Raw genomic sequence first — 24,214 nt, forward strand, 5'->3', positions numbered from 1 at the left:
GGCGATGGGTTCGTGCTCGGCCGCTGTCCGGGTACTGGTCACCGCACCAGTTCAGCAGGCTGCACCGACGAACGCCGAAAGAGCAGGCCCGCGGTGATCATGACCATCGCGGCCGCGTAGGCCCACCAGATCGGCACGGCCAGCAGTTGGTCGTGGCGGACGAACTCCGAGATGCCGATCATCGAGTCCGACACCGCGAAGGACACCGCGCCCAGCGCGGTCCACACCGTGGGCAGGCGGGCCATCAGCGCCGCACACACCATTGCGCCGAGCACCGTGATGTACAGCGTGACCGGCACCGTCAACCCCTGCTCGGCCAGATTCGGCCAGAACCAGACCAGCAGCGCGATGCACGACACGACGACCACCGCCGCGGCGACCAGGCGCACCGGCGACGGTGACCACAGCGGGATCAGCGCACCGAGGAAGCACACATGGGCCACCAGGAACGCCCCGAGACCGCCGACGAACGAGGGTTCCCACCACGGGATCGCGAGCAGGAAGTCGCCCAGCGCCGAGAACAGCAGGGCCGCAACGAGCCACCGTCGCTCCCGGATCAGGGGGTGCGCGGTGGCTGCGACCGCCAGCAGGACGGCCATCAGGGCCTTCACGACGGGCTGACCGGCGAACTGCCCGGTCAGTGCCGCGCCAGCGGGTGAGGAGACGGCGACCGCGATCAGGAATACGCCGTAGGCGGCACCGACGACCGCGCCGGCCAACCACATCTGCGTTCGGAGTTCTGGAGGCGTGACCACCCTGCGAAGGTAGCGGACGGGTCGAGCAGGGCAACACTGCGAACGGCTAGGTTGGTGCGATGCCAAGCATCGATCCGATCCTTCAGCAGGTGCTCGACGTCGCGCCCTTCCGGTTGACCCCCGCCGACGGCCCCAACGTGGCCCGCAAGCTGTTCGCTGACCTGCCGCGCCCGGCCCTGCACCCCGAGGTGCGCAGCGAGGACCGTCAGGTCGCCGGTGAGGCCGGTGACATCCCGATTCGGATCTACTGGCCGGCGCAGCACGAGTCCTCGTCGCCGGTCGTGCTGTTCTTCCACGGCGGCGGCTTCGCCGTGGGCGATCTCGACACCTACGACAACCAGGCCCGCCAGCACGCCGCCGACGCCGAGGCGATCGTGGTTGCCGTGGAGTACCGTCTGGCGCCCGAGGAGCCGTATCCGGCTGCGGTGCAGGATGTCTGGGCCGTGACGCGCTGGGTCGGCGAACACGCCGGGGAGTTCGGCGGCGATCCGAGTCGGCTCGCGGTGGCCGGCGACTCGGCGGGCGGAAACCTCGCCGCGGTGGTGGCGCAGATGGCCCGCGACGAGGGCGGACCGGCGCTGGTGTTCCAGCTGCTGTGGTACCCGGCGATCACCTCGGACCCGACGCTGCCGTCGTTCACCGAGAACGCCGATGCGCCCATCCTCGACACGGCCGCGGTCGACGGGTTCACCGCGTGGTACGCCGGTCACCTCGACCTGTCGGATCTCGCGGCCCTGCCCGCGACGCTGGCCCCCGAGCGGGCGGCGAGCCTGGAGGGGCTGCCGCCGGCGTATGTCGCGGTGGCGGGGCACGACCCGCTCCGCGACGGTGGCCGCTGGTACGCCGAACTGCTCGAGGCCGCGGGAGTGCCCGTCACCTACGACAACGCCGAAGATCTGGTGCACGGCTATCTGGCGTTCGCCGGTCTTGTGCCCGCGACCACCGAGGCCAAGGATCGCGGGATGGCCGCGCTGCGGCGCGCGCTGCACGGCTGACACTCAGCCCCGCAGCCGAAATGCACTGAGGGTCGTGATCCTGTCCGGATCACGACCCTCAGTGCACTTGCGAGGCTTCTAGACGGAAGCTTTGAGCTCCTCGACCTTGTTCAGCTGCTCCCACGGCAGTTCCACGTCGGTGCGCCCGAAGTGGCCGTAGGCGGCGGTCTGCGCATAGATCGGGCGCAGCAGGTCCAGATCGCGGATGATCGCGCCGGGCCGCAGGTCGAACACGCTGGTGATGGCCTTCTCGATCCGGGCCGGGTCGACGGTCTCCGAACCGAACGTCTCGACGAACAGGCCCACGGGTGCGGCCTTGCCGATCGCGTAGGCCACCTGAACCTCGATGCGCTCGGCCAGGCCCGCGGCCACGACGTTCTTTGCCACCCAGCGCATCGCGTAGGCCGCCGAGCGGTCCACCTTTGACGGATCCTTGCCGGAGAAGGCGCCGCCGCCGTGGCGCGCCCAGCCGCCGTAGGTGTCGACGATGATCTTGCGGCCGGTCAGGCCGGCGTCACCCATCGGGCCGCCCAGCTCGAACTTGCCGGTGGGGTTGACCAGCAGCCGGAAGTCGGAGGTGTCCAGCGTGTCGTGGTTGAGGTCGGCCAGCACGGTGTTGACGACCTTCTCCCGGATATCCGGGGTCAGCGTCGCCTCGAGGTCGATGCCCGCCGCGTGCTGCGTCGAGAGCACGACCGTGTCCAGGCGGACCGGAGTGGTGCCGTCGTACTGCACGGTGACCTGGGTCTTACCGTCGGGCCGCAGGTAGTCCAGCACGCCGTTCTTGCGGACCTCGGTCAGACGACGCGACAGGCGGTGCGCCAGCGCGATCGGCAGCGGCATCAGCTCAGGGGTGTCCTTGATGGCATAGCCGAACATCAGGCCCTGGTCGCCGGCGCCCTGGGCGTCCAGCGGGTCGCCAGCGCCCTCGACGCGGGCCTCATGGGCGGTGTCGACGCCCTGCGCGATATCCGGAGACTGCGCGCCGATGCCGATGTTCACACCGCAGGAGGCGCCGTCGAAACCCTTGTCCGACGAGTCGTAGCCGATGTCGAGGATGCGCTCGCGAACGATGTTGGTGATGTCGGCGAAGGCCTCCTTGGCCGTCGTCGTGACCTCACCGACCACGTGGACCTGACCGGTGGTGACGAGTGTCTCCACGGCCACCCGGGACCTCGGATCCTGGGCGAGAAGCGCGTCGAGCACCGAGTCGCTGATCGCGTCACAGATCTTGTCGGGATGCCCCTCGGTCACCGACTCACTGGTGAACAGCCGACTCTTATCGCTCACGTTTACGTCCTTCCGGCTCGGAAGCCTGGTGGTCATTTAGTTCGCCGAGCATATCGCCGCGCCATCAGACCTCGGCAGCGTGCCCACGGGCAACACTTATGCGCAATCTGAGTGGCACTGGCGGCGTTTCAGCCCCGATCCTGGAGCAGCGCCGCGACCGAGTCCACGATACGACTCGCCATCAACGTCTTCGACCCGTGCTCAAGCGCCGACTCGGTGCCGTCGGCGGCCAGCAACCAGCCGTCATTGTTGTCGACCTCGAACGCGCGACCGTCCCCGACCGCATTGACGACCAGCAGGTCACAGCCCTTGCGCCGGAGCTTGGCGCGCGCATGGAACAGCACGTCGCCGTTCGCGTCGCCGGTCTCGGCAGCAAAACCGACGATCACCCGCATGTTGGGCAGTTGGCCGTCGGTGCGGGCCTGCACGGCGCCGGCGAGCACGTCGTCGTTGCGGATCAGGTCGATCGAACTGGGCTCCTCGGCGCCGCCCTTCTTGATCTTGGCGGTCGCGACGGTGGCGGGCCGGAAATCCGCGACGGCCGCGGCCATCACGAGCGCATTGGCGTCGGGGGCGTGCTTGGACACCGCGTCGCGCAACTGCGCCGCCGATCCGATGTGCACGACGTGCACACCCGCCGGGTCTGCCAGGCCTGCGGTGTTTCCGGCGATCAGCGTCACCTCGGCGCCGCGCTGCGCGGCCACGCGGGCCACGGCGTAACCCTGCTTGCCGGAACTGCGGTTGCCGATGAAGCGGACGGGATCCAGGGGTTCACGGGTGCCGCCCGCGGTCACCAGGAGCTTGGTTCCGGCGAGGTCGTGGGGCAGCGCGTCGGCGCGGGCCAACAGCAGCTCGGCGAAGGTCGTGATCTCTTCGGGTTCGGGCAGTCGGCCCGGTCCGGTGTCGGCGCCGGTCAGGCGGCCGGAGGCCGGTTCGAGGACGACGGCACCGCGGCTGCGCAGCGTCTCGACATTGTCGACGGTTGCGGGGTGCAGCCACATCTCGGTGTGCATGGCCGGGGCGTAGAGCACCGGACAGCGCACGGTCAGCAGCGTCGCGGTCAACAGATCGTCGGCGCGTCCGGCCACGGCACGGGCCAGCAGGTCCGCGGTCGCGGGGGCCACGACCATCAGGTCGGCCTGCTGCCCGATGCGGACATGGGGCACCTCGGGCACGTCTTCGAAGACCCCGGTGCGCACCGGGTTGCCCGACAACGCCTCGAACGTGGCGGCGCCGACGAACTTCAGCGCGGACTCGGTGGGGACAACCCGCACCTCATGGCCGGCCTCGGTGAGTTGGCGGACCACAGAACACGCCTTGTAGGCGGCGATTCCGCCTGCCACACCGACGATGATCCGTTTGCGAGCCATCAGGATCGCTCTCCTCCGCTGGGGCTCATCGGTGTGGGCCTGTGTCGCTACTCGCCCTCGGTGTGCTCGAGCAGGTCGCCGTGGATCTCGCGCATCGCGATCGACAGCGGCTTCTCCTGCAGGCCGGGCTCGACCAGCGGGCCGACGTACTCGAGGATGCCGTCACCGAGCTGGTTGTAGTAATCGTTGATCTGACGGGCCCGCTTGGCGGCGTAGATCACCAGCGCGTACTTGCTCGACACGCGGTCCAGCAGCTCGTCGATTGGGGGATTCGTGATGCCCAGCGGAGTGTCGTAGGCGCCGAATCCCGCGGCGTCGACCGCATCGGTGGCGGTCAGGGTGTCGGCGTGCGAGTTGGTCACTGAATCTCCTGGCAGATGGTGTAAAAGTTTCGGTTTGCGCTGGCTGTCGAAGCCCTAAGGATGGGCTTCCGGCGCATGTCCCACCAGCAAGGATACCAATTCAGAGCAGGCGCTTTCCAATTCCCTGTTCACGACGACGACGTCGAAGTCGTCTTGAGCCGCCAGTTCCGCCCGTGCGGTGGCCAGTCTGCGCTCCATGACTTCGGGCGTTTCGGTGCCTCGTCCGACGAGGCGCGCCTCCAGAACGGCCCAACTCGGCGGGGCCAGGAAGACGCTCAACGCGGTGGGCATCGCGGCCTTGACGGCACGCGCACCCGCAAGATCGACCTCGATCAACACGGGCCGACCTGCATGCATAGCGGCCTGCACAGCGTCCCTCGGGGTTCCCGAGCGCTGCAGACCGCCGTGAATCTCAGCCCATTCGAGCAGCTCATCGCGCTCGATCAGGCTCTGGAACTGCTCTGCGGACACGAAGTGGTAATCCACACCGTCGACCTCACCGGGGCGCGGGGCCCTGGTGGTGGCCGAGACGCTGAAATACAGCTCGGGGATCCGTTCCCGCAGGCAGCGAACGACGGTCGACTTACCGACCGCGGAAGGACCGGACAGCACGACCACGCGGCCGTCCGGTCCTCCGCCAGTGCTCACTGACCGCTTAGGACGGGTCGAACTTGTCCAGCAGCGCCTTGCGCTGCCGGTCGCCGAGACCGCGCAGGCGGCGGGTCGGGGCGATTTCCAGCTCGGTCATGATCTCCTGCGCCTTGACCTTGCCAACCTTGGGCAGGGCCTCGAGCAGCGCGGAAACCTTCATCTTGCCGAGGACCTCATCGGTCTCGGCGTCCTTCAGGACCTGCTTGAGGTTGGTGCCGCCGCGCTTGAGCCGATCCTTGAGTTCGGCTCGTGCTCGACGAGCGGCAGCAGCCTTCTCCAACGCTGCCGCGCGCTGTTCGTCGGTCAACTGGGGAAGGGCCACGATTCCTCCGTCTCATTGCCATTTCTCGCGCCGAGGACACATGGGTGTCAACGACTTGTTGTGCCTTGGCCGGGTACGCCAGCCAGCGACGACGACCGTACCCAGGCTCTGTGACGAAATCTAACCCCACCCCCTGGTTTCGCGGTTAAACGCCCAGCGTATTAGGGCCCACATCGCGGGGTTCCGATGCCGAAGATCACCGCCCGAGACTGGTCGACGCGCTCCCGCAACCCGCCCGACTTGGGTGTGTTTGCCCAGTACAGATGGCATTTCAATCCCGGCGGGCGTGGCCGGGGCCGCATTGTGCAGGTCAAGTGCTTCGCCGGCGGCCCAGCCAAGGAAGTTCGGCGAAACTCTGCGTGCGTGTCGCGGCGTGTCGGGACATCCGCGACCGCCTACGGCACACACATGTCTTTGACAGCGCATTCACAGGTGCCGCTCTTAGCGTCCCTCGATGTCGGGGTCCGCTCGTTCGTCTTCCCCCTGGAAGGAATCCCACATGCGCTTCAAGCGCCTGACCAGCGCGTCAGCCATCCTCATCACCGCAAGTCTGTCCGCCGCGACCCTTGGGGCGGGTGTCGCGGCGGCCGCACCCGGTGGGCCGGGCGGGCCGGGTGGTCCGCCGTGCGGCCCCGGCTGCCAGCAGCCCGGTGGTCCCGGCGGCCCAGGCGGTCCGGGACGCCCCGGTGGGCCCCAGCAGGGACCTCCGGGCCATCCAGGCGGTCCATGGGGTCCCGGCGGCCCAGGAGGGCCTCCACGGGGACCTGAGCGGCCTCCAGGCGGATTCGGCGGTCCCCCGCCACCACCGCCCCCCGGCCTGGCTTGGCGCGGCATGGACCAGGGCCGCTTCGACCACCGGCCGTTCAACTACCGCGGGAGCTGGGTGACGCCCATCTTCCGACCCGACTTCAACCACTGGGGATTCTGGTTCTTCGGCATCTGGATCCCGTTGTGATCCAGCTCTGAGTCAGGGGTCCTGACAAGCCCCTGCCGCGACACTTAAACCTCTGCGATGACACGCCGTGATGCGTCGCAGAGGTTTAAGTTTCGAGGAGCTCAAGCGCTCGAGAGCTCAGCCGGCCAGGTGGGCGACGGCCTCGCGCATCTTCTCGGCCGCGGCGCGCAGATCGGCCACCTGTGGGCCCGCGCGCAGCACCTCCCGCGACACCGCGGGCAGAAGCTGGCCCGGATGCGCGCCGCCGAGTCCCTGCAGCGCCTCGGGCCGCCCACCCTGGGCGCCCACGCCTGGCACCAGGACCGGGCCGCCGAGGTTGCTCACGTCGGGCACCGACGTCAGGGTCGCGCCGACGACCACGCCCACGAACCCGGGTGGGTCGGCGGCGTTGACCGCGGCGGCCTCGTCGACGATCGACTGCGCGAGCGTGCGACCGTCCTCGCGCACCACGCCCTGCACACTGGCACCCTCCGGGTTGGAGGTGGCAGCCAGCACGAACACCCCGCGGCCGTTCTCGGCGGCGGTCTCCAGCAGGGGTTGCAGCGAGCCGAAGCCGAGATACGGCGACGCCGTGACCGCGTCGCTGGCCAATGGCGACTCCCCCGCCCAGGCCTGCGCGTAGGCGGCCATGGTCGTGCCGATGTCACCGCGCTTGGCGTCGGAGAGCACCAGCACGCCCGCCGAGCGCAGATCGGCGATCGTGCGCTCGAGCACCGCGAAACCGGCTGAGCCGTAGGCCTCGAAGAACGCCACCTGGGGTTTGACGATGGCGAAGTCGGCGAACGCCTCGACGCAGATCGCGCTGAACGCCGCCAGGCCGTCGGCGGTGCGCGGCAGCGACCACGCGTCCAGCAGTCCCGGATGCGGGTCGATGCCCAGGCACAGAGGTCCGCGGGCCGCGACGGCCTCGGCCAGTCGGACCCCGAACCGCGCCACCGTCAGTGTCCGTCCAGTGCGGCGTGCAGTTCCTGCAGCGACCGCACCCCGATGTCACCGCGGATGCCGGCCTCGATGCCCTGCACCGCGGCGGACGCGCCCTGCACCGTCGTCACGCACGGAATGTTCATCTGCACTGCGGCGGCCCGGATCTCGTAGCCGTCGACGCGCGGTCCGGAGTTGCCGTACGGCGTGTTGATCACCATGTTGACCTCCCCGGCGCGGATCGCGTCGACCGCCGACATGGCGGGACGTTCCGAGCTCGGCGACTCGAAGTGCTTGCGCACCACCTCGCACGGAATCCCGTTGCGGCGCAGCATCTCCGCGGTGCCCTCGGTGGCCAGGACGCGGAAGCCGAGGTCGGCGAGGCGTTTCACCGGGAACACCAGCGAGCGCTTGTCCCGGTTGGCCACCGACACGAACACCGTGCCCGAGGCCGGCAGCGATCCGTAGGCCGCGGTCTGGCTCTTGGCGAACGCGGTGCCGAAGTCGCGGTCGATGCCCATCACTTCACCGGTGGACTTCATCTCCGGTCCGAGCAGCGAATCCACCTGCGAGCCATCGGCCTTGCGGAACCGGTGGAAGGGCAGCACGGCCTCCTTGACCGCGATCGGCGCGGCCGGGGACACGGTTGCACCGTCGCCCTCGGCGGCCAGCACGCCCTCCTCCCGGAGCTGGGCGATGGTCGCGCCCAGCATGATCCGGGAGCACGCCTTGGCCAGCGGGATGGCGGTCGCCTTGGAGACGAACGGCACGGTGCGGCTGGCCCGGGGGTTCGCCTCCAGCACGTAGAGGATGTCGTCCTTGAGCGCGTACTGCACGTTGAGCAGGCCGACCACGCCGATGCCGTGCGCCAGCGCCTCGGTGGCCGAACGGACCTTCTCGATGTCGGTGCGGCCCAGCGTGACCGGCGGCAGGGCGCAGGCCGAGTCGCCGGAGTGGATGCCGGCCTCCTCGATGTGCTCCATCACGCCGCCGATGTAGACCTCGCTGCCGTCGCACAGCGCGTCGACGTCGATCTCGATGGCGTCCTCCAGGAACCGGTCGACCAGCACCGGATGCTCCGGGGACAGCTCGGTGGCCCGGGTGATGTAGCCCTGCAGGGTCTCCTCGTCGTAGACGATCTCCATGCCGCGTCCGCCGAGCACGTAGGACGGGCGCACCAGCACCGGGTAGCCGATGTCGGCGGCGATGCGGCGGGCCTGCTCGAAGCTGGTGGCGGTGCCGAACCGGGGCGCGGGCAGCCCGGCGTTCATCAGCACCTCACCGAACAGACCGCGGTCCTCGGCCAGGTCGATGGCCTCGGGCTTGGTGCCCACGATCGGCACCCCGGCGCGCTCCAGCTTGTCGGCCAGCCCCAGCGGGGTCTGCCCGCCGAGCTGCACGATGACGCCCACCACACCCGGTCCGCCCGCGCCGGAGGCCTGCTCGGCGTGGTAGACCTCCAGCACGTCCTCGAAGGTCAGCGGCTCGAAGTACAGCCGGTCGGCGGTGTCGTAGTCGGTCGACACGGTCTCCGGGTTGCAGTTGACCATGATGGTCTCGAACCCGGCCGCACTCAGCGTGGTGGCGGCATGCACACAGCTGTAGTCGAATTCGATGCCCTGACCGATCCGGTTCGGGCCCGAGCCCAGGATCAGCACCTTGGGCTTCTCGGTCTGCGGGGCGACCTCGGTCTCGGCCGCCGGATCCAGCTCGTAGCTGCTGTAGTGGTACGGCGTGCGGGCCTCGAACTCGGCGGCGCAGGTGTCGACGGTCTTGTACACCGGGTGGATGCCCAGCCGCTCGCGCAGCGTCCGCACGCCGGCCTCGCCGGCCAGCTCGGGACGCAGCGCGGCGATCTGCCCGTCGGACAGCCCGCTGTGCTTGGCGTGCCGCAGCAGTCTCTCGTCCAGCACCGGGGCGTCGACCAGTTCGGCGCGCAGGTCCACCAGGGTGGCGATCTGCTCGACGAACCAGGGGTCCACCCCGGAGGCCTCGGCAACCTGTTCGACGGTGCCGCCCAGGCGCAGTGCCTGCTCGATGTCGTAGATCCGGCCGTCGGTGGCGGTGCGCAGAGCGGTCAGCAGTTCGGCGAGGGTGGCGTCGCGGTCCGGGCGGGTCCAGAAGCCGGTGCGCTTGGTCTCCAGCGAACGCATCACCTTGCCGAGCGCCTCGATGAAGTTGCGGCCCAACGACATCGCCTCGCCCACCGACTTCATGGTGGTGGTCAGCGTGCCGTCGGCGCCGGGGAACTTCTCGAAGGCGAACCGCGGGGCCTTCACCACGACGTAGTCCAGGGTCGGCTCGAAGCAGGCCGGGGTTTCCTTGGTGATGTCGTTGACGATCTCGTCCAGGGTGTAGCCGATGGCCAGCTTGGCGGCGATCTTGGCGATCGGGAAACCGGTCGCCTTGGAGGCCAGCGCGCTGGACCGGGACACCCGCGGGTTCATCTCGATGACGATCAAACGCCCGTCCTTGGGGTTGATCGCGAACTGGATGTTGCAGCCGCCGGTGTCCACGCCGACCTCGCGCAGGATCGCGATGCCGAGGTCACGCATGGTCTGGTATTCGCGGTCGGTCAGCGTCATCGCCGGGGCGACGGTCACCGAGTCGCCGGTGTGCACGCCCATCGGGTCGAAGTTCTCGATCGAGCAGACCACCACCACGTTGTCGTGGTGGTCGCGCATCAGCTCGAGCTCGAATTCCTTCCAGCCGTAGATGGACTCCTCGATGAGCACGTTGGCCGTCGGTGAGGCGGACAGTCCGTCACCGGCCATCCGCTCGACGTCCTCGGCCGTGTAGGCCATGCCCGAACCGAGCCCGCCCATGGTGAACGACGGCCGCACGACGACCGGCAGGCCCAGATCGGCCACGGTGTCGCGGACCTCGTCCATGGTGTAACAGACTCGGCTGCGGGCGGATTCACCGCCGACCTTCGCGACGATGTCCTTGAACTTCTGCCGGTCCTCGCCGCGCTGGATGGCGTCGAAGTCGGCGCCGATCATCTCCACGCCGTAGCGCTCCAGGATGCCGGCGTCGTGCAGCGCGACCGCGGTGTTCAGTGCGGTCTGCCCACCCAGGGTGGCCAGCACGGCGTCGATCTTGTTCCCGCGCTCCGCCTGCTGGGCGAAGATCTTCTCCACGAAGTCGGCGGTGATGGGCTCCACGTAGGTGTGGTCGGCGTACTCCGGGTCGGTCATGATGGTGGCCGGGTTGGAGTTGATCAGACTGACCTGCAGACCCTCGGCACGCAGCACGCGGCAGGCCTGGGTGCCCGAGTAGTCGAACTCGCAGGCCTGGCCGATCACGATCGGGCCTGACCCGATCACCAGGATGTGCTTGAGATCAGTGCGGCGTGGCATTAGTTCTTCCCTTCACCGCGAGCGGGCGTGTCGGTGCGCCGACACGCCGTCACGGGCGTACAGATGTGGTCGCTCGCGGAGCTTGAGGTCACTTCTCCCCCGCCAAGAGGTCGAGGAACTGGTCGAACAGGTACTCCGCATCGCGCGGACCCGCAGCGGCCTCGGGGTGGTACTGCACCGAGAACGCCCGGCCGTTGGCCAGCCGGATGCCCTCCACGACACCGTCGTTGGCGCAGGTGTGGCTGACGACGCCGGTGCCGAACGGGGTGTCGAACTCCTCGCCGGCCTCGCCCTCGAGCGCGAAGCCGTGATTCTGCGCCGTGATCGCGACCCGGCCGGTGATGTGGTCGATCACCGGGATGTTGATGCCCCGGTGTCCGAAGGTCATCTTGTAGGTCGATCGGCCCAGCGCCCGGCCCAGGATCTGGTTTCCGAAGCAGATGCCGAACAGCGGGATCCCGGCGCCGAGCACCTCGCGGGTCACCGCGACGACGTGGTCGGCGGTCGCGGGGTCACCCGGGCCGTTGGACAAGAACACGCCGTCCGGCTTGAGATCGGCGATCTGCTCGAAGGTCGCCGAGGACGGCAGCACGTGGCTGCGGATCCCGCGGGCCGCGAAGTTGCGGGGCGTGTTGGTCTTGATGCCCAGGTCCAGCGCGGCGACCGTGAAGCGGTGCCCACCTTCAGGTTCGACCACATAGCCCGCGTCCGTGCTGACCTCGCCCGCCAGATCGGCGCCCAGCATCGAGGCCTGAGAAGTCACGCGGGAGACCAACTCGTCGACGCCGGCCAGGGCCGGACCGGAGAAGATGCCGGCCTTCATCGACCCGCGGGTGCGCAGGTGTCGCACCACGGCGCGGGTGTCGATGCCGGCGATGCCGACGATGTTCTGCCGGACCAGTTCGTCGTCGAGGGTTCCGGTGGCGCGCCAGTTCGACGCGCGCGGCGACGGGTCACGCACGGCGTATCCGGCGACCCAGATCTTGTCGCCGCGACTTTCACCGTCCTCGTCGTTCCAGCCCGTGTTGCCGATCTGCGGCGCGGTCGCGACCACGATCTGCCGGTGGTAGCTCGGGTCGGTCAGGGTCTCCTGATAACCCGACATCCCGGTGGAGAACACCGCCTCACCCAAAGTCTGGCCGACGGCCCCGAACGACGTGCCGGTGAAGACCCGGCCGTCCTCGAGCACCAGAACTGCCCTGTTGTCGGTCATGCGACCTCCGCTCCGCTTGATTCTCCGTCTGTTCCGCCCGACACCCACTCCGCGTACTGCCGACGGTCGTCGGCGCGGAATCCGGTGTCGATCTCGGTGCCCGAGGCCAGGCGCCATCGGATGGCCAGGATCCCGTCGTGGGTCATGGCCTTGCCTGCGATGCCGCGTTCAGTGCGGATCGCGACGATCGATTCGTCGGGGATCCAGATCGGCGTCGCCCCGCTGCGCTGCACCATCACGCCTTCGGGGTAGCGCGTGAGCACCGCCTTCGCGCGGTACCCCAGATCCCCCACCGCAATGCGGTCCTGCCAACTCGGCGCGAAAGTGCTGCCGACATAGAGGCCCTTGATGCCCGGGATCAGCGCGGGCCCGACGGTTTCGGGCAGGCCCGGCATCTGGCCGATCAACGCGACCTGCCGTTCGGCGCGGCGGCGCCAGCCCCGCAGCACGAGGTGGATGAGGAACGCGATGAGCGCCGCGACCACGGCCGCGAAGACCAGCGAGCTCATCAGCGTGGGGGTGTTCATTTCTGCACCTCGCCCACATGTCCCCGCAGCGCGGTGACCTTTCCGCGCAGAAGCGTCGCGGTCACCACGGCAGGCAGCGTCATCTCCTCGTACGGAGTGTTGGCTGACTTGCTCGCCATCTCGGCGCCGGCCACGGTCCAGGTGCGCTCGGGGTCGACGACCGTGAGGTTCGCCGGTTCGCCGACCTCAAGGGGCCGGCCCTGATCGGGCAGTCCCGCGATGCGGGCGGGGTTCTCGCTCATCACCTCGGCGACGCCGCGCCAGGTCAGCAGGCCCGAGGCGACCATGGTCTCGGCCACCACCGACAGTGCCGTCTCAAGCCCGAGCATGCCGGGGCGGGCGACCGAGAACTCGCAGCACTTCTCGTGTTCGGCGTGCGGGGCGTGATCGGTGGCGACGCAGTCGATCACACCGTCGGCCAGGGCCTGCCGCAGGGCCTGGGCATCGGAGGCCTCGCGCAGCGGCGGGTTGACACGGTTGACGCCGTCGTAGCTCGCCAGCCTGGTGTCGTCGAGCAGCAGATGGTGCGGAGTGACCTCGGCGGTGATCGAGATGCCCTGCGCCTTGGCCCATTTGAGGATCTCGACGGTACCGGCCGTGGAGGCGTGACAGATGTGCACCCGGGCGCCGGCGTCGCGGGCCAGGATCGCGTCGCGGGCGACGATGGACTCCTCGGCCGAACGCGGCCATCCGGCCAGGCCCAGGCGCGCGGCGTTGGGGCCCTCATGGGCCACGGCGCCCACGGTCAGGCGGGGTTCCTCGGCGTGCTGGGCGATCAGCACGCCCAGTCCCTTGGCGTACTCCAGTGCACGCCGCATCACCAACGGGTCGTGCACGCACTTGCCGTCGTCGGAGAACATCCGGACCTGACCGGCGCCGTTGGCCATCATCGCCATCTCGGTCAACTGCGTGCCCGCCAGGCCGACGGTGACCGCACCCACCGGGTGCACGTCGACCAGGCCGACCTGCTGGCCACGGTGCCAGACGTGGTCGGTGACCACGGGCGAGTCGGCCACCGGGTTGGTGTTGGCCATCGCGAAGACCGCGGTGTACCCACCCAATGCGGCTGCGGCCGAACCGGTTTCGATGGTCTCAGTGTCCTCGCGGCCCGGCTCACGCAGGTGTGTGTGCAGGTCGACCAAGCCGGGCAGCAGCACCTGCCCCGTCGCGTCGATCACCGTGGTCTCGCCGTCGGCGGGCAGGCTCGGCGCGATCTCGGCGATCTGGCCGTCTTTGACCAGCACGTCCACCGCATCACCCTCGCCGTAGAGCCGGACTCCTCGAATCAACACGCTCACGCGACCACTTCCTCAGCACCCACCAGCAGGTGGAACAGCACCGCCATCCGCACATGCACACCATTGGAAACCTGTTGCAGCACAGCCGACTGCGACGAGTCAGCGACCGCCGAGGCGATCTCCATGCCGCGCAGCATCGGGCCCGGGTGCAGCACCACTGCGTGTCCGGGCAGCAGCGCCTGGCGGCGTTCCGAGAGCCCGTAGAGCACCGAGTACTCGCGCGCCGACGGGAAGAACCCGCCGGTCATCCGCTCGGCCTGCACGCGCAGCATCAGCACCGCGTCGGCGACGGGCAGTTCGGCGTCCAGATCGTGTGACACCGTGACCGGCCAGTCAGCCACCCCGACCGGCAGCAGCGTCGGCGGCGCCACCAGCACCACCTCGGCGCCGAGCGTGTTCAACAGCATGACGTTGGACCTGGCCACCCGGCTGTGCAGGATGTCGCCGACGATCACCACCCGACGGCCCTCGATGTCACCGAGGCGCTGGCGCAGCGTCAGCGCGTCCAGCAGCGCCTGGGTGGGATGTTCGTGCGTGCCGTCACCGGCGTTGATGACCGACGGGCCGCCGTCAGCGCTCGCTGTCCACTCGGCCAACTGCTGCGCGGCACCCGAGGCGGGGTGCCGGATGATCAGGGCGTCGGCCCCGGCGGCCCGCAGCGTCAACGCGGTGTCCCGCAGGGACTCGCCCTTGGCCACCGACGACCCCGACGAACTGACGTTGATCACGTCGGCGCTCATCCACTTGCCGGCGACCTCGAAGGACACCCGGGTGCGCGTGGAGTTCTCGTAGAACATCGTGATGACGGTGCGTCCGCGCAGCGTCGGCAGCTTCTTGACCTCGCGGCCCAGCAGCGCCTGGCTGAAGCGGTCGGCGTCGTCGAGGATCGCGGTGGCCTCGTCACGAGTCAGGTCGGACGCGGTCAGCAGGTGTTTCACCTTGTGGGTCCTCCGTACGGGGCGATCTTCACGCCGTCCTCGCCGTCCTGTTCCACCAGGCGTACCTTGACGTTCTCGGCGCGCGAGGTGGGCACGTTCTTGCCGACGTAGTCGGCGCGGATCGGCAGTTCGCGGTGCCCGCGGTCGACCAGTACCGCCAACTGCACCGCCCGGGGGCGGCCGATGTCGCGCAGGGCGTCGAGCGCCGAGCGCACCGAGCGCCCGGAGTACAGGACGTCGTCGACCAGGATCACGAGGGCCCCGTCGATGCCGCCCTCCGGGATCGAGGTGTCCTCCAGGGGGCGGGGCGGCTTGGTGTTCAGGTCGTCGCGGTAGAGCGTGATGTCGAGGGCGCCGGTGGCCACCTGCACGCCGGAGAACTCGGCGATGTTGCGAGCCAGGCGGGACGCCAGGATGACGCCGCGGGTGGGGATTCCCAGAAGAACCACGCGAGGCGCGTCGGCGCCGTCGAGCGCGGTCTTCTCGATGATCTGATGGGCGATGCGAGAGACGGTGCGACTGACGTCCGCGGGGGACATCAGTTCCCGGTCAATGTCTTCAGAGCCCACGAGTGAACCTGACCTCCTTCTCCGCCTCTCTGGACGGTCCGTTAAAGGATGTCGAACTGCCGGGCAGCTTAGCAGCCGTAAGTATCCTCGACTAAATGACGGGAAGCCCGATCGACGACTTCGAAGCGCTCTATCGCAGCGGTGTTCCTGCCCCGTGGGACACCCACGGTCCGAAGGAGAACGTCATCGCCTGGCACGAGGCCGGACTGGTGCACGGTGAGGTGCTCGACATCGGCTGTGGCCTGGGAGACAACGCCATTTATCTGGCGCAGCAGGGGCACCGCGTGACGGGCTTGGACTTCGCCCCGACCGCGATCGCCACAGCCGAGGAGCGCGCCCGCGACGCCGGTGTGGAGGTCACCTTCGGTGTGGCAGACGCCACGAATCTCGACGGTCACGCGGGCGCGTTCGACACCGTCGTCGACAGCGGCTGCTATCACTGCATCGACGACGACGCCAAGGCCGACTACGCCCGCGCCGTGCACCACGCCACCCGGCCCGGCGCGCCCCTGCTGCTGAGTGCGTTCTCCGACGCCAACGCCGAAGCCGGGGAGTGGCCGCGGCCGATGGTCTCCGAGCAGACGCTGCTCCGCACGCTGCAGGACGCAGGTTGGCACGTCGCCTCGCTGGATACGGTCACCATGCCGATCGACGAGGGCGAGACCGCGATCATGTGGTCAGTGCGCGCGCATCGTGGCCCAATAGCCTGAGCCCGGTCGCCTGAGCCCAGCAGTGTGAGACCAGTAGCCTGAACCGCGTGGTGAACCTCGACGGCAATGCCGCCTCCATTCGCGAGGCCTGTGATGCGGGTCTGTTGGCCGGGGCGGTGACCCTGGTCTGGCAGCGCGGAGAAGTGCTGCAGGTCAACGAGGTCGGTTATCGCGACATCGACGCCAACCTGCCGATGCAGCGCGACACCGTGTTCCGGATCGCGTCGATGACCAAGCCCGTGACCATCGCGGCCGCCATGTGCCTGGTCGACGAGGGCCGACTGTCCCTGCGCGATCCCGTCACGCGGTGGCTGCCGGAGTTTTCCGACATGCGCGTGCTGACCGAGGTACGCGGCGCGCTGGAGAACACCGTGCCCGCCCGGCACCCCATCACGATCGACGATCTGATGACGCACCGCAGCGGGCTGGCCTACCAGTTCTCGGTGCCCGGCCCGGTCGCCCGTGCCTACGCCCGGCTTCCGATGCGCCAGGACCAGGACCGCTGGCTGGCCGAGTTGGCCGAACTGCCGCTCGTGCACCAACCCGGCGAGCAGCTGACCTACAGCCACGCCACCGACGTACTGGGCATCGTGCTGTCGCGGATCGAGGGCAAGCCGCTGCACGAGATCCTGTCCGAGCGCATCTTCGAACCGCTGGGCATGACCGACACCGGCTTCTTCCTCTCCCCCGAGTCGCGCCGGCGCGCGGCGACGATGTACCAGCTTGACGCCACGAACACGTTGAAGCACGACGTCATGGGACCGGCGCCCATTGCCGCGCCGCCGTTCTGCCAGGGTGGCGCGGGGCTGTGGTCGACGGTCGACGACTACCTGAAGTTCGCGCGCATGCTTCTGCACAACGGCGCGCTCGACGGCACACGTGTCCTCTCCGAGGCGTCGGTGCGGGCGATGCGCACCGACCAGCTGACCGAGGCGCAGAAGAAGATCCCGTTCCTGGGCATGCCGTACTGGGTGGGCCGCGGGTTCGGGCTGAACCTGTCGGTGGTCACCGATGAGGCCAAGTCCGCGCCGCTGTTCGGGCCGGGCGGCGTGGGGTCGTTCACCTGGCCGGGTGCGTACGGCACGTGGTGGCAGGCCGATCCGGCCGCAGATCTGATCCTGATCTACCTGATCCAGAATGCGCCCGACCTGTCCCCCGACGTCGCGGCCTCGGCCGTGGCCGGCAACACCTCGCTGGCCGCGCTGCGCACCGCACAACCGCGGTTCGTCCGCCGCACCTACAAGGCGCTGGACCTCTAGATCATCGCGATCGGGCTGACCTTGGCGCCGATCTCGGTGGCCCCGGCCAGTTCTCGGCTGACGTCGTAGTCGAACACGACGTGCCCGCAGATCACGTCGACGTCGCGTTTGGCCCGCTGCAGCGGATTGGCCAGAAACTGTGCGCTGGCACCTGAGGATTCGAGCAGGTCGGCGATCACCGCACGGGACTCGTGCACGATGTGCGCGGCGGCGGACCGGGCTGCGGCGCGTTCGGTGCGCGACACCGGCTCACCTGCGACCACCAACGCCTGAATGCGGGTCGTGGTGTGGTCGAGCAGGCCACGCAGCGCCGCGAGGCGCACTCGCGCGTCCCCCAGCCGGATCTGCGCCGAGGGCTGATCCTTCTGCGCCACACCGGAATACGCCAGCACGCGTTCGCTCAGGCGGGCGGCAAAGGCGTCCACCACCGCCTCGGCCGCACCGAAGGCCGGCATGGCGGCCACCAGCGACAGCGCCGGAACCAGCGGCCACCGGTAGGTGTCGGCGTCGTGCAGGCCCGCCCCCGGCGCGGTGCCCCGGTAGACGTCGAACACCTTGACCAGGCGGTGCTGCGGCACAAAGACGTCGGTGACGACGACGTCGTTGGATCCGGTGGCCCGCATGCCCGCGGTGTGCCAGACGTCGACGACCTCCGCGTCGGACATCGGCAGCAGGGCCAGTGCGGGGAACAGATCGGCGCCCTCACCGCACAGTGCACCCACCATGATCCAGTCGGCGGCCATCACGCCCGTCGCCCATGACCACCGTCCCGTGATCCGGACTCCGCCGTCTGCCGGTTCGCCTCGCCCGGTCGGCGCCAACGGCGCGGGGCACAGCACCGGCCCGTCGGCGAAGACCTCGTCCTGCGCACGTTCGTCGAACAGGGCCAGCATCCAGTTGTGCAATATGTAGAACCCCAATGTCCATGCGCTGGAGGCACATCCGTGTGCCATCCGCCTGATGGGGTCGAGGATTGCGGGAAAGTCCGCCTGCAGGCCCCCGTAGCGTTTGGGCAGCAGCAGGGTCGCCAGTCCCGAGGCACGGAAGTCGGCAATGGTCTGGTACGGGACCTTGCGCAGATCCTCGGCCTCGGCCGCGCGTTCGCCGAGTGCGGTCACGAACTCATCGGTGAGCAGTGTCATGCGGGCGACGCTACCATACCTAAAGGTATGGAAATTGGTTCGGCGTGGTGGTGGGTGCGCTCGGACAACGCATCCCGACCACCAGCAGGGTCACCCAGACCGGCGCAGTTCACAGTGGCACTGCGCCGGGTCGAGCACACCTGGCGCCTGAGTGCATGGGCCTGGTCGAAAGGCGTCAGCTGAGCAGCGGCCTGCCCAGCGGCAGCGCCCGCCCGCCCGTCTCCTCCCACAGCGCGGCGACGTAGAAGTACACGACGAACGCCACGAACAGGAACACGAACCACCCGCCGGCGACGGTCGCGGCCGAACTGCCGGTCAGCGTGCCGATCAGCAGAAGCACCAACGCCACGTCGACCACCGCGAACAGCGCCGGGTACGTCCAGGGCAACCGCAGCGTCAGCACGGTCAGCAGCCCGATCACCAGCAGCCAACTGCCCAGCCACAGCGCGGTGGTCTGCGCGGCGGCCTCCGGCGCAATGCCGAACCAGTTGTGTGTCTGGCCCAGCGAGAGCACCGCGAAGCTGCCGTAGAACCCGAAGAACACGCCGTACACCGTGGCGTTGACGTTCTGCCCGAGTGCGGCCGCCCAGATCGTCGTGAGCAGCAGGCCGACCGCCGTGGCCGACAGGAGGATCGGCACGGGTGCCGCGGCCGCCGACACGATGCCGGTGTTGGTGAAACCCAGCCCGACCGCCCCGGCCAGCGTGAGCGGCAGTCCGAGAAGTCCCGGATTGCCCTGTGCCGCAGTGGGTTCTGCGGCCTCCTCCGCCCTGATAGTACCCAGTTCGCGATCCAAGGTGTCTGTCATATCGTCCCCCTCTATCCGGTGAGTGCAGGCTGACGGGAGACGGCGTAGTCCTGCCACCCCACCAGCACCGCTTCCAGTTGTTCCGCCGAGTGCCGGCCCAGCCCGCACTCGGTGGAGATGCCGAATTCCGGCAGGAATTCGGCGGCCAGCGCGGCACGCTGACGGGCCCCCTCGGCGCCGTCCTCGGCGTGCAGGAGACCCAGGTAAAACTCGGTGTCCGGTTCGATGGCCAACTCGGCCAGCGGTCGCCAGTGCGCCCGTCGGTTCCACGCGGCCACCGTCGCGGCCTGGAACGCGTCGATCCGGCGCCGCACATGACGGGACAGTCCGTTGGCCAGCGTGACGATGGTCGACGCGTCCCGCGGCAGGATGTGCCTGCCACCGCGGGCGGCGGCCTCGGCGTCCGGCGGATCACCCATGAACGGCGAGGCGCCGAACTTCGAGTCGCCGTAGCACAGGTGGAACGTCAGGTGCGCGTCGTCGTGCACCCAGTCGGCCAGGCGGGCTGTCGCGGCGAAGATTGCCTCCGGACCCGCGTACGGGTTGGGGAACCAGCCCTCGAGCGTCGCAAGTTCGATCGGCAGGTCCCACTGGATGGCCAGGTCCTGCGCCGGGATCTGCTGCTGCAGGGCCTCGACGCTCTCCCGCAGCCCCTGCTCGTAGGCCAGCGCGACCTCGGCCTGGGAGTCGAACTCGACGAAGAAGTTGGCCGCGTTGAACGGTGTCGGGATCGACACCAGGAAACGCGATTCCGGCGCCAGCACACCGTTGTCGCGCGCCACGACGAACTTCGCGTAGGACTGCACCGCGGTGCTGTGGTAGTCGACATCACCGAACTTCACGGGTGTCCCCGGCTTGGTGCGCACCTTGCCGTCCACGACCTCGAGCGTCGGGTTGTTCAGGAACAGATCGGACTGCGTGAGCACCCAGTTGGCGCGGTCACCGGGTTCGCCGTCGGGCACCCTGGTCGCGCCGGGTTGAAGCCGCGAGCCGACGAGCGCGAACGCGTCCTCGACGGTCGGCACGTTGATACTGCCTGTGAGATAGAAACCGGACATCGGTGAAAACTCCTTTGTTCAAACGTGAATTCAGAGCAGGACGCCCAGGCGGGGCGGTTTGGTGCCGTGCAGGGTGTGATTGCCCAGGTGGACGTACTTCCACCGGGCCGGGTCGTGCAGCGAATGGACTCGGACGTTGCGCCAGTGCCGGTCCAGTGCGTGCTTGCGGTCGGTCGCCGACGATCCGGCGAGTTCCAGTACACCGCTGGCGATCTCGACCGCGAACTCCTGGGCCAGCGCCTTGGCGGCGGCCACGTTCAGCGACGCCGCGGCGGCCGCCTCCCGGGTCAGCTCGGGCTCGGCCAGTGCCTTGTCGACCAGCGCAGCACCGCGTTCCAGCAGCGCCTCCAGCGCGTACAACCGGGCCGTGAGCTCACCGAAGCGGCGGATCACGTGAGGTTCGTCGGCGGCATTGTCGACACCGGCCTCGAACCACGGCCGGCTCTTGGTGCGGACGAACTGGGCGCCGTCCTCCAGTGCGGCGCGGGCGATGCCCACGTCGACCGCGGTGTGCAGGGCCTGGTCGAAGGCACCGAGCACCGAGGGGGCGGCCGTCACGGGATCCGGATCGGGCCCCTCGTCGAGCACGAACGCGGCGTCGACCACGACGTTGTCGAACACCACCTCACCGCTGGCGGTGCCGCGCTGCCCGAACGACGACCAGCGATCCAGGTTCAGCGTGACGCCGGGGGCGTCGGGCCGCACGAACACGGTGGCACCGTGCGCGGGGTCGGTGTCGGGGATGCGCGCGGCCACGGCGATCCAGGTGGCGCCGAGTGTGCCGGTGGCGTAGTACTTCGTGCCGTTGAGCACCCACGTGCCGTCGTCACGCCGCGCGACGGTGGTGAGCCGGTCCTGCGACGTCCGGGTGCCGCGCTCGACCGTCGCGTTGCCCAACTGGGCGCCGGCCAAGATGTCTGCGTAGATTCCGGTGGCTGGCTGCTGGTCGCCGAGCCCCTCGATCGCCGCCGAAAGCACGAAGTGCGACAACAACAACTGCCCCACCGCGGAGTCCGCAGCCGACAGGATCCGCAGCACCTCCACCGCAGTGGCGCGCGGCAGGCCCGGGCCGCCATGCGCGACCGGCACGATCACCGACAGCAGCCCCGACCCCGCCACCAGGGCGAGCGCCTCGGTGGGCCAGACGCCGTCGAGTTCACGCTGCACCGCACCCGCGGCCACCTCCGCGGCGACCTCATGCGCCACCCGCAGCGCCTCCTCGACACCGTCGATTCTCTGCGCAGCAGGGTGAACTTCAGTGACAGTCATGACTTTTCGCTCCTTGTGTTGGTGATGCAACAAAGGCTAGGGAGCGCAACGACCGCCGGGAAGGCCGATCAAGCGACGCTGAAGGGGCGTGCAGGAACGCTGTAGGCCGCATCGTTGGCCAACCGCACACCGACCGCCTGCACCAGGGTGACCAGCGTCGCAAGCGCCGAGTCCCGACATGGCTGCTCGGCCGTGGCCATCGAGATGCGCCGGATGGGACGAGGTCCGGCGACCCGTCGCAGCGCGACGTTGTTGCGGGCCTGCGCCGCCGCCAGGGACGGCACCAGCGACACCCCAAGATTCGCCGCGACCAGGCCCTGCACCGTGGAGTAGTCCTCCGGCCGGAAGGTCACCGAAGGGGTGAAACCAGAACTGCGACAGGCATTCTGGAAGACCTTGGTGTCGGGGCAGGTGCCGGTGGCCGAGCTGACCACCCAGTCCTCGCCGGCGAGGTCGGCCAACGCCACCTCGTTATGGCCGGCCAGCCGATGCCGCCTCGGCAGCACGACGTAGAACTCGTCGTCGTACACCGGGACCGTGACCACGCCCGGATACAGCGGACGTTCGCCGGGCACCTCCGTGACCAGTGCCGCGTCGACCTCACCCCGGTTCAGCAGTGCCACACCCTCGTCCGGGTCGGCGCCCACCAGTGTGGGACGCAGGCCCGGGTGCGCCGCGCGCAGTTGAGACAGCGCCGCGGGCAGGATCGCGGCGGCCGCGGTGGAGAACGACGCCACCCGAAGCGTCTCGGTCGAGTCCGGTCCGGACAGGTCCCGTTCCGCGCGTTCGATGGCGGCCAGGAGGGTGGTGGTGTGCTCGAGCAGGCGGCGCCCGGCGGGGGTCGGCCGCGCACCCGACGGGCCCCGCACCAGCAGCGCGACACCGACCTCGCGTTCCAGGGCGGCGATCTGCTGGGACACCGCAGATGTGGTGTAGCTCAACGCCGCCGCGGCCGCTGACAGTGATCCGGTGCGGACGACCTCACGGAAGACCACGAGCCTGCGGACGTCGAACACCGACTCAATGTATGAAGCGCGGGGCCAGGTTCCCAGTATTGCGATCAGGCGGAGGCAAAGAGTCAGTACGCGCGCGCCGGACCGGTGGCCGTGATGCCGTGGTGGAGTTCGGCGACGTCCGGGTGCGCCCGGGTGCGGGACTTCCACGCGTTCTCGCCGTAGGTGTTGAAGATGGGGTTGGCCGGGTCGAGCTCCACTCCCCTTGACGCTGAGGCCAATTCGGGTGGCAGCTCGATGATCGGCACCTGGGCGTCCAGTGCGGGGTTCAGGAAGAACGGGATCGACACTCGGTCGGTGCCCGGGGCGGGGGCCAGCACCCGGTGCTGCGTGGCGCGCAGGTAGCCGCCGCTGGCGACCTCCAGCAGTTCCCCGGTGTTGACCACGAACGCGTCCTCAACCGGGGGCACGTCGACCCAGCGACCGGGGCTCAGCTGCACCTGCAGGCCCGCCGAATCCGGTTCGAGCAGCAGCAGCGTCAGCACACCGGAGTCCTTGTGCGCACCCACACCCTGCGTGGTGTCGAGAGTGCCCGGGTAGCGGACCACCTTGATCAGCGTGGCCGGCAGCGTCGAGAACGCGTCGTCAAACACGTCCTCCGCAGCACCGAGGGACACCGCCCAGTGCCTCAGCAGGCGCAGGCCCACCTCGGACATCGCCGCACTCCATCGTTCAAACGCCGGGCGCAGCGCAGGAAGCGCGGAGGGCCACAGGTTCGGGCCCTGCAGGCGCCAGTAACCCTGCGCGTCGGGGATGACGGCCCGTTCGGGGCCGATGTCGATCTGCTCGCGCCAGTCGACGGTGCCGTTGGTCAGTTCGCCGCCCAGGCGCGAGTAGCCGCGGAACTGCGGACTCTTCAACTGGCTGATCTCATCCTTGGCCGCGGCCGGCAGCGCGAAGAACTGCCGCGCGAGGGAGAGCACCTCCTGGCACTGCTCGCGCCGGACGCCGTGTCCGGTCAGGTAGAAGAAGCCGAACTCGTGCGCGGCCTCCCGAAGTGCGGTGCGGAATCCCGCGGAGTCGGAGCCGGCGTGTTCAAGGTCGAGGATGGGCAGCACGCCACCAGCATGCGGGGTGCGCCGCCGGGATGCCAGCGCGGTTCAGGGCGTCTTGAGGCCTGTGCAGAATCTCTGCACGCCCGCCCTCACTCGGCGTCGGGGCCCGTCACGATCTCCTTGACCTTGGCGAAGGTGTGGCCGGCGATGTCGAGCGAGTCCTGCACGATGTTGCCCACCCCCTCGGAGATGTTGCCCTTGAGGATCTCGACGGAGTTGTCCACGATGTCGCTCGACATGTCCACCGCGTAGGTCGCGATGTCCCGTGCGGAGTCCACTGCATCCTTGGGGTTGAAGCCCATCACAGGCCGCCTTTCGCTGAGGTGTCCGTACGACAGATGCTGCAGACGTAACCAGATCGGCGCCGCGACCGCC

General features: G+C 69.1%; 24 protein-coding genes. 4 read left to right on the plus strand and 20 right to left on the minus strand.

Annotated elements, in window-relative coordinates; all coding sequences use genetic code 11:
* Nucleotides 1-38: 38 nt before the first annotated feature.
* Nucleotides 39-725, minus strand: a complete 687-nt coding sequence (locus G6N34_RS12805; RefSeq protein ID WP_085157610.1) for a lysoplasmalogenase — start codon at nt 723-725, stop codon at nt 39-41.
* An 89-nt stretch (nt 726-814) separates the two neighbouring features.
* Between G6N34_RS12805 and G6N34_RS12810 the strand changes: the two genes are divergently transcribed.
* A complete protein-coding gene (locus tag G6N34_RS12810) occupies nt 815-1,750 on the plus strand; it encodes an alpha/beta hydrolase (protein WP_085157607.1) in 936 nt (311 codons plus the stop codon).
* Nucleotides 1,751-1,828: 78 nt separating this feature from the next.
* Here G6N34_RS12810 and metK read toward each other — a convergent pair whose 3' ends face one another.
* From metK to mihF, 5 genes are all read right to left on the minus strand, one after another.
* Complete coding sequence (gene metK, locus G6N34_RS12815; protein ID WP_179965749.1) at nt 1,829-3,040, minus strand: methionine adenosyltransferase; 1,212 nt, start codon at nt 3,038-3,040, stop codon at nt 1,829-1,831.
* 128 nt (nt 3,041-3,168) lie between these two features.
* Nucleotides 3,169-4,410, minus strand: coding sequence for a bifunctional phosphopantothenoylcysteine decarboxylase/phosphopantothenate--cysteine ligase CoaBC (gene coaBC, locus G6N34_RS12820; protein WP_085157600.1), 1,242 nt, complete (start codon nt 4,408-4,410; stop codon nt 3,169-3,171).
* 47 nt (nt 4,411-4,457) lie between these two features.
* Nucleotides 4,458-4,772 (minus strand): DNA-directed RNA polymerase subunit omega, encoded by a 315-nt coding sequence (gene rpoZ, locus G6N34_RS12825; protein ID WP_085157597.1) that lies wholly within the window; start codon nt 4,770-4,772, stop codon nt 4,458-4,460.
* 54 nt (nt 4,773-4,826) lie between these two features.
* Nucleotides 4,827-5,420 (minus strand): guanylate kinase, encoded by a 594-nt coding sequence (gene gmk, locus G6N34_RS12830; protein ID WP_085157594.1) that lies wholly within the window; start codon nt 5,418-5,420, stop codon nt 4,827-4,829.
* Between the two features lie 7 nt (nt 5,421-5,427).
* Complete coding sequence (mihF, locus tag G6N34_RS12835; protein ID WP_068246092.1) at nt 5,428-5,745, minus strand: integration host factor, actinobacterial type; 318 nt, start codon at nt 5,743-5,745, stop codon at nt 5,428-5,430.
* A gap of 499 nt (nt 5,746-6,244) precedes the next feature.
* Here mihF and G6N34_RS27735 point away from each other — a divergent pair, with 499 nt between their 5' ends.
* Complete coding sequence (locus G6N34_RS27735; RefSeq protein WP_085157590.1) at nt 6,245-6,700, plus strand: hypothetical protein; 456 nt, start codon at nt 6,245-6,247, stop codon at nt 6,698-6,700.
* Nucleotides 6,701-6,817: 117 nt separating this feature from the next.
* Here the strand turns inward: G6N34_RS27735 and pyrF are convergent, their stop codons facing one another.
* The 7 genes from pyrF to pyrR all read right to left on the minus strand — a co-directional run bounded on the left by pyrF (nt 6,818) and on the right by pyrR (nt 15,525).
* Entirely contained in the window at nt 6,818-7,636 is an 819-nt protein-coding gene (gene pyrF / locus G6N34_RS12845) for an orotidine-5'-phosphate decarboxylase (RefSeq protein ID WP_085157587.1), read from the minus strand.
* 2 nt (nt 7,637-7,638) lie between these two features.
* Nucleotides 7,639-10,980, minus strand: a complete 3,342-nt coding sequence (carB, locus tag G6N34_RS12850; RefSeq protein WP_085157584.1) for a carbamoyl-phosphate synthase large subunit — start codon at nt 10,978-10,980, stop codon at nt 7,639-7,641.
* An 88-nt stretch (nt 10,981-11,068) separates the two neighbouring features.
* Nucleotides 11,069-12,193, minus strand: a complete 1,125-nt coding sequence (carA, locus tag G6N34_RS12855; protein WP_085157582.1) for a glutamine-hydrolyzing carbamoyl-phosphate synthase small subunit — start codon at nt 12,191-12,193, stop codon at nt 11,069-11,071.
* The gene (locus G6N34_RS12860) at nt 12,190-12,720 is read right to left on the minus strand and encodes a PH-like domain-containing protein (protein WP_085157579.1); all 531 of its coding nucleotides are present in this window, start codon (nt 12,718-12,720) and stop codon (nt 12,190-12,192) included. Before G6N34_RS12860 ends, carA begins: the two co-directional genes overlap by 4 nt.
* On the minus strand, nt 12,717-14,018 hold the full coding sequence (locus tag G6N34_RS12865) for a dihydroorotase (RefSeq protein ID WP_085157576.1): 1,302 nt from the start codon (nt 14,016-14,018) through the stop codon (nt 12,717-12,719). The genes G6N34_RS12860 and G6N34_RS12865 overlap by 4 nt, the downstream gene beginning before the upstream one ends.
* On the minus strand, nt 14,015-14,956 hold the full coding sequence (locus G6N34_RS12870; protein ID WP_085157573.1) for an aspartate carbamoyltransferase catalytic subunit: 942 nt from the start codon (nt 14,954-14,956) through the stop codon (nt 14,015-14,017). The genes G6N34_RS12865 and G6N34_RS12870 overlap by 4 nt, the downstream gene beginning before the upstream one ends.
* A complete protein-coding gene (gene pyrR, locus G6N34_RS12875; protein WP_085157570.1) occupies nt 14,953-15,525 on the minus strand; it encodes a bifunctional pyr operon transcriptional regulator/uracil phosphoribosyltransferase PyrR in 573 nt (190 codons plus the stop codon). The genes G6N34_RS12870 and pyrR overlap by 4 nt, the downstream gene beginning before the upstream one ends.
* Nucleotides 15,526-15,620: 95 nt before the next feature.
* Here pyrR and G6N34_RS12880 point away from each other — a divergent pair, with 95 nt between their 5' ends.
* Nucleotides 15,621-16,235: a class I SAM-dependent methyltransferase gene (locus G6N34_RS12880; protein ID WP_085157567.1), complete on the plus strand. Its 615-nt coding sequence runs from the start codon at nt 15,621-15,623 to the stop codon at nt 16,233-16,235.
* Between the two features lie 38 nt (nt 16,236-16,273).
* Nucleotides 16,274-17,494, plus strand: coding sequence for a serine hydrolase domain-containing protein (locus tag G6N34_RS12885; RefSeq protein WP_179965829.1), 1,221 nt, complete (start codon nt 16,274-16,276; stop codon nt 17,492-17,494).
* Here G6N34_RS12885 and G6N34_RS12890 read toward each other — a convergent pair.
* The 7 genes from G6N34_RS12890 to G6N34_RS12920 all read right to left on the minus strand — a co-directional run bounded on the left by G6N34_RS12890 (nt 17,491) and on the right by G6N34_RS12920 (nt 24,141).
* Nucleotides 17,491-18,636 carry an acyl-CoA dehydrogenase family protein gene (locus tag G6N34_RS12890; RefSeq protein ID WP_085157564.1) on the minus strand — a complete coding sequence of 382 codons (1,146 nt, stop codon included), beginning with the start codon at nt 18,634-18,636 and terminating at the stop codon, nt 17,491-17,493. The two genes, G6N34_RS12885 and G6N34_RS12890, sit on opposite strands and share 4 nt — an antisense overlap.
* A 175-nt stretch (nt 18,637-18,811) precedes the next feature.
* Nucleotides 18,812-19,444: a GPR1/FUN34/YaaH family transporter gene (locus tag G6N34_RS12895; RefSeq protein WP_085157560.1), complete on the minus strand. Its 633-nt coding sequence runs from the start codon at nt 19,442-19,444 to the stop codon at nt 18,812-18,814.
* 11 nt (nt 19,445-19,455) lie between these two features.
* Nucleotides 19,456-20,502: a hypothetical protein gene (locus G6N34_RS12900; protein WP_085157557.1), complete on the minus strand. Its 1,047-nt coding sequence runs from the start codon at nt 20,500-20,502 to the stop codon at nt 19,456-19,458.
* A 30-nt stretch (nt 20,503-20,532) separates the two neighbouring features.
* Nucleotides 20,533-21,771, minus strand: coding sequence for an acyl-CoA dehydrogenase family protein (locus tag G6N34_RS12905; RefSeq protein ID WP_085157554.1), 1,239 nt, complete (start codon nt 21,769-21,771; stop codon nt 20,533-20,535).
* Nucleotides 21,772-21,839: 68 nt separating this feature from the next.
* Nucleotides 21,840-22,787 (minus strand): LysR family transcriptional regulator, encoded by a 948-nt coding sequence (locus G6N34_RS12910; RefSeq protein WP_085157552.1) that lies wholly within the window; start codon nt 22,785-22,787, stop codon nt 21,840-21,842.
* Between the two features lie 62 nt (nt 22,788-22,849).
* A complete protein-coding gene (locus G6N34_RS12915) occupies nt 22,850-23,842 on the minus strand; it encodes an isopenicillin N synthase family dioxygenase (protein ID WP_085157549.1) in 993 nt (330 codons plus the stop codon).
* Between the two features lie 86 nt (nt 23,843-23,928).
* Nucleotides 23,929-24,141, minus strand: a complete 213-nt coding sequence (locus tag G6N34_RS12920) for an Rv1893 family protein (RefSeq protein ID WP_085157547.1) — start codon at nt 24,139-24,141, stop codon at nt 23,929-23,931.
* Nucleotides 24,142-24,214 lie beyond the last annotated feature (73 nt).

It is taken from the genome of Mycolicibacterium confluentis (genome assembly GCF_010729895.1).
Taxonomy (GTDB): domain Bacteria; phylum Actinomycetota; class Actinomycetes; order Mycobacteriales; family Mycobacteriaceae; genus Mycobacterium; species Mycobacterium confluentis.

Bases quoted from the DNA above. Each gene is read 5' to 3' on its own strand.
- G6N34_RS12805 (WP_085157610.1), bottom strand. From the start codon at position 725: ATGTGGTTGGCCGGCGCGGTCGTCGGTGCCGCCTACGGCGTATTCCTG.
- G6N34_RS12810 (WP_085157607.1), top strand. From the start codon at position 815: ATGCCAAGCATCGATCCGATCCTTCAGCAGGTGCTCGACGTCGCGCCC.
- coaBC (WP_085157600.1), bottom strand. From the start codon at position 4,410: ATGGCTCGCAAACGGATCATCGTCGGTGTGGCAGGCGGAATCGCCGCC.
- G6N34_RS27735 (WP_085157590.1), top strand. From the start codon at position 6,245: ATGCGCTTCAAGCGCCTGACCAGCGCGTCAGCCATCCTCATCACCGCA.
- carB (WP_085157584.1), bottom strand. From the start codon at position 10,980: ATGCCACGCCGCACTGATCTCAAGCACATCCTGGTGATCGGGTCAGGC.
- carA (WP_085157582.1), bottom strand. From the start codon at position 12,193: ATGACCGACAACAGGGCAGTTCTGGTGCTCGAGGACGGCCGGGTCTTC.
- G6N34_RS12860 (WP_085157579.1), bottom strand. From the start codon at position 12,720: ATGAACACCCCCACGCTGATGAGCTCGCTGGTCTTCGCGGCCGTGGTC.
- G6N34_RS12880 (WP_085157567.1), top strand. From the start codon at position 15,621: ATGACGGGAAGCCCGATCGACGACTTCGAAGCGCTCTATCGCAGCGGT.
- G6N34_RS12890 (WP_085157564.1), bottom strand. From the start codon at position 18,636: ATGACACTGCTCACCGATGAGTTCGTGACCGCACTCGGCGAACGCGCG.
- G6N34_RS12895 (WP_085157560.1), bottom strand. From the start codon at position 19,444: ATGACAGACACCTTGGATCGCGAACTGGGTACTATCAGGGCGGAGGAG.
- G6N34_RS12900 (WP_085157557.1), bottom strand. From the start codon at position 20,502: ATGTCCGGTTTCTATCTCACAGGCAGTATCAACGTGCCGACCGTCGAG.
- G6N34_RS12905 (WP_085157554.1), bottom strand. From the start codon at position 21,771: ATGACTGTCACTGAAGTTCACCCTGCTGCGCAGAGAATCGACGGTGTC.
- G6N34_RS12920 (WP_085157547.1), bottom strand. From the start codon at position 24,141: ATGGGCTTCAACCCCAAGGATGCAGTGGACTCCGCACGGGACATCGCG.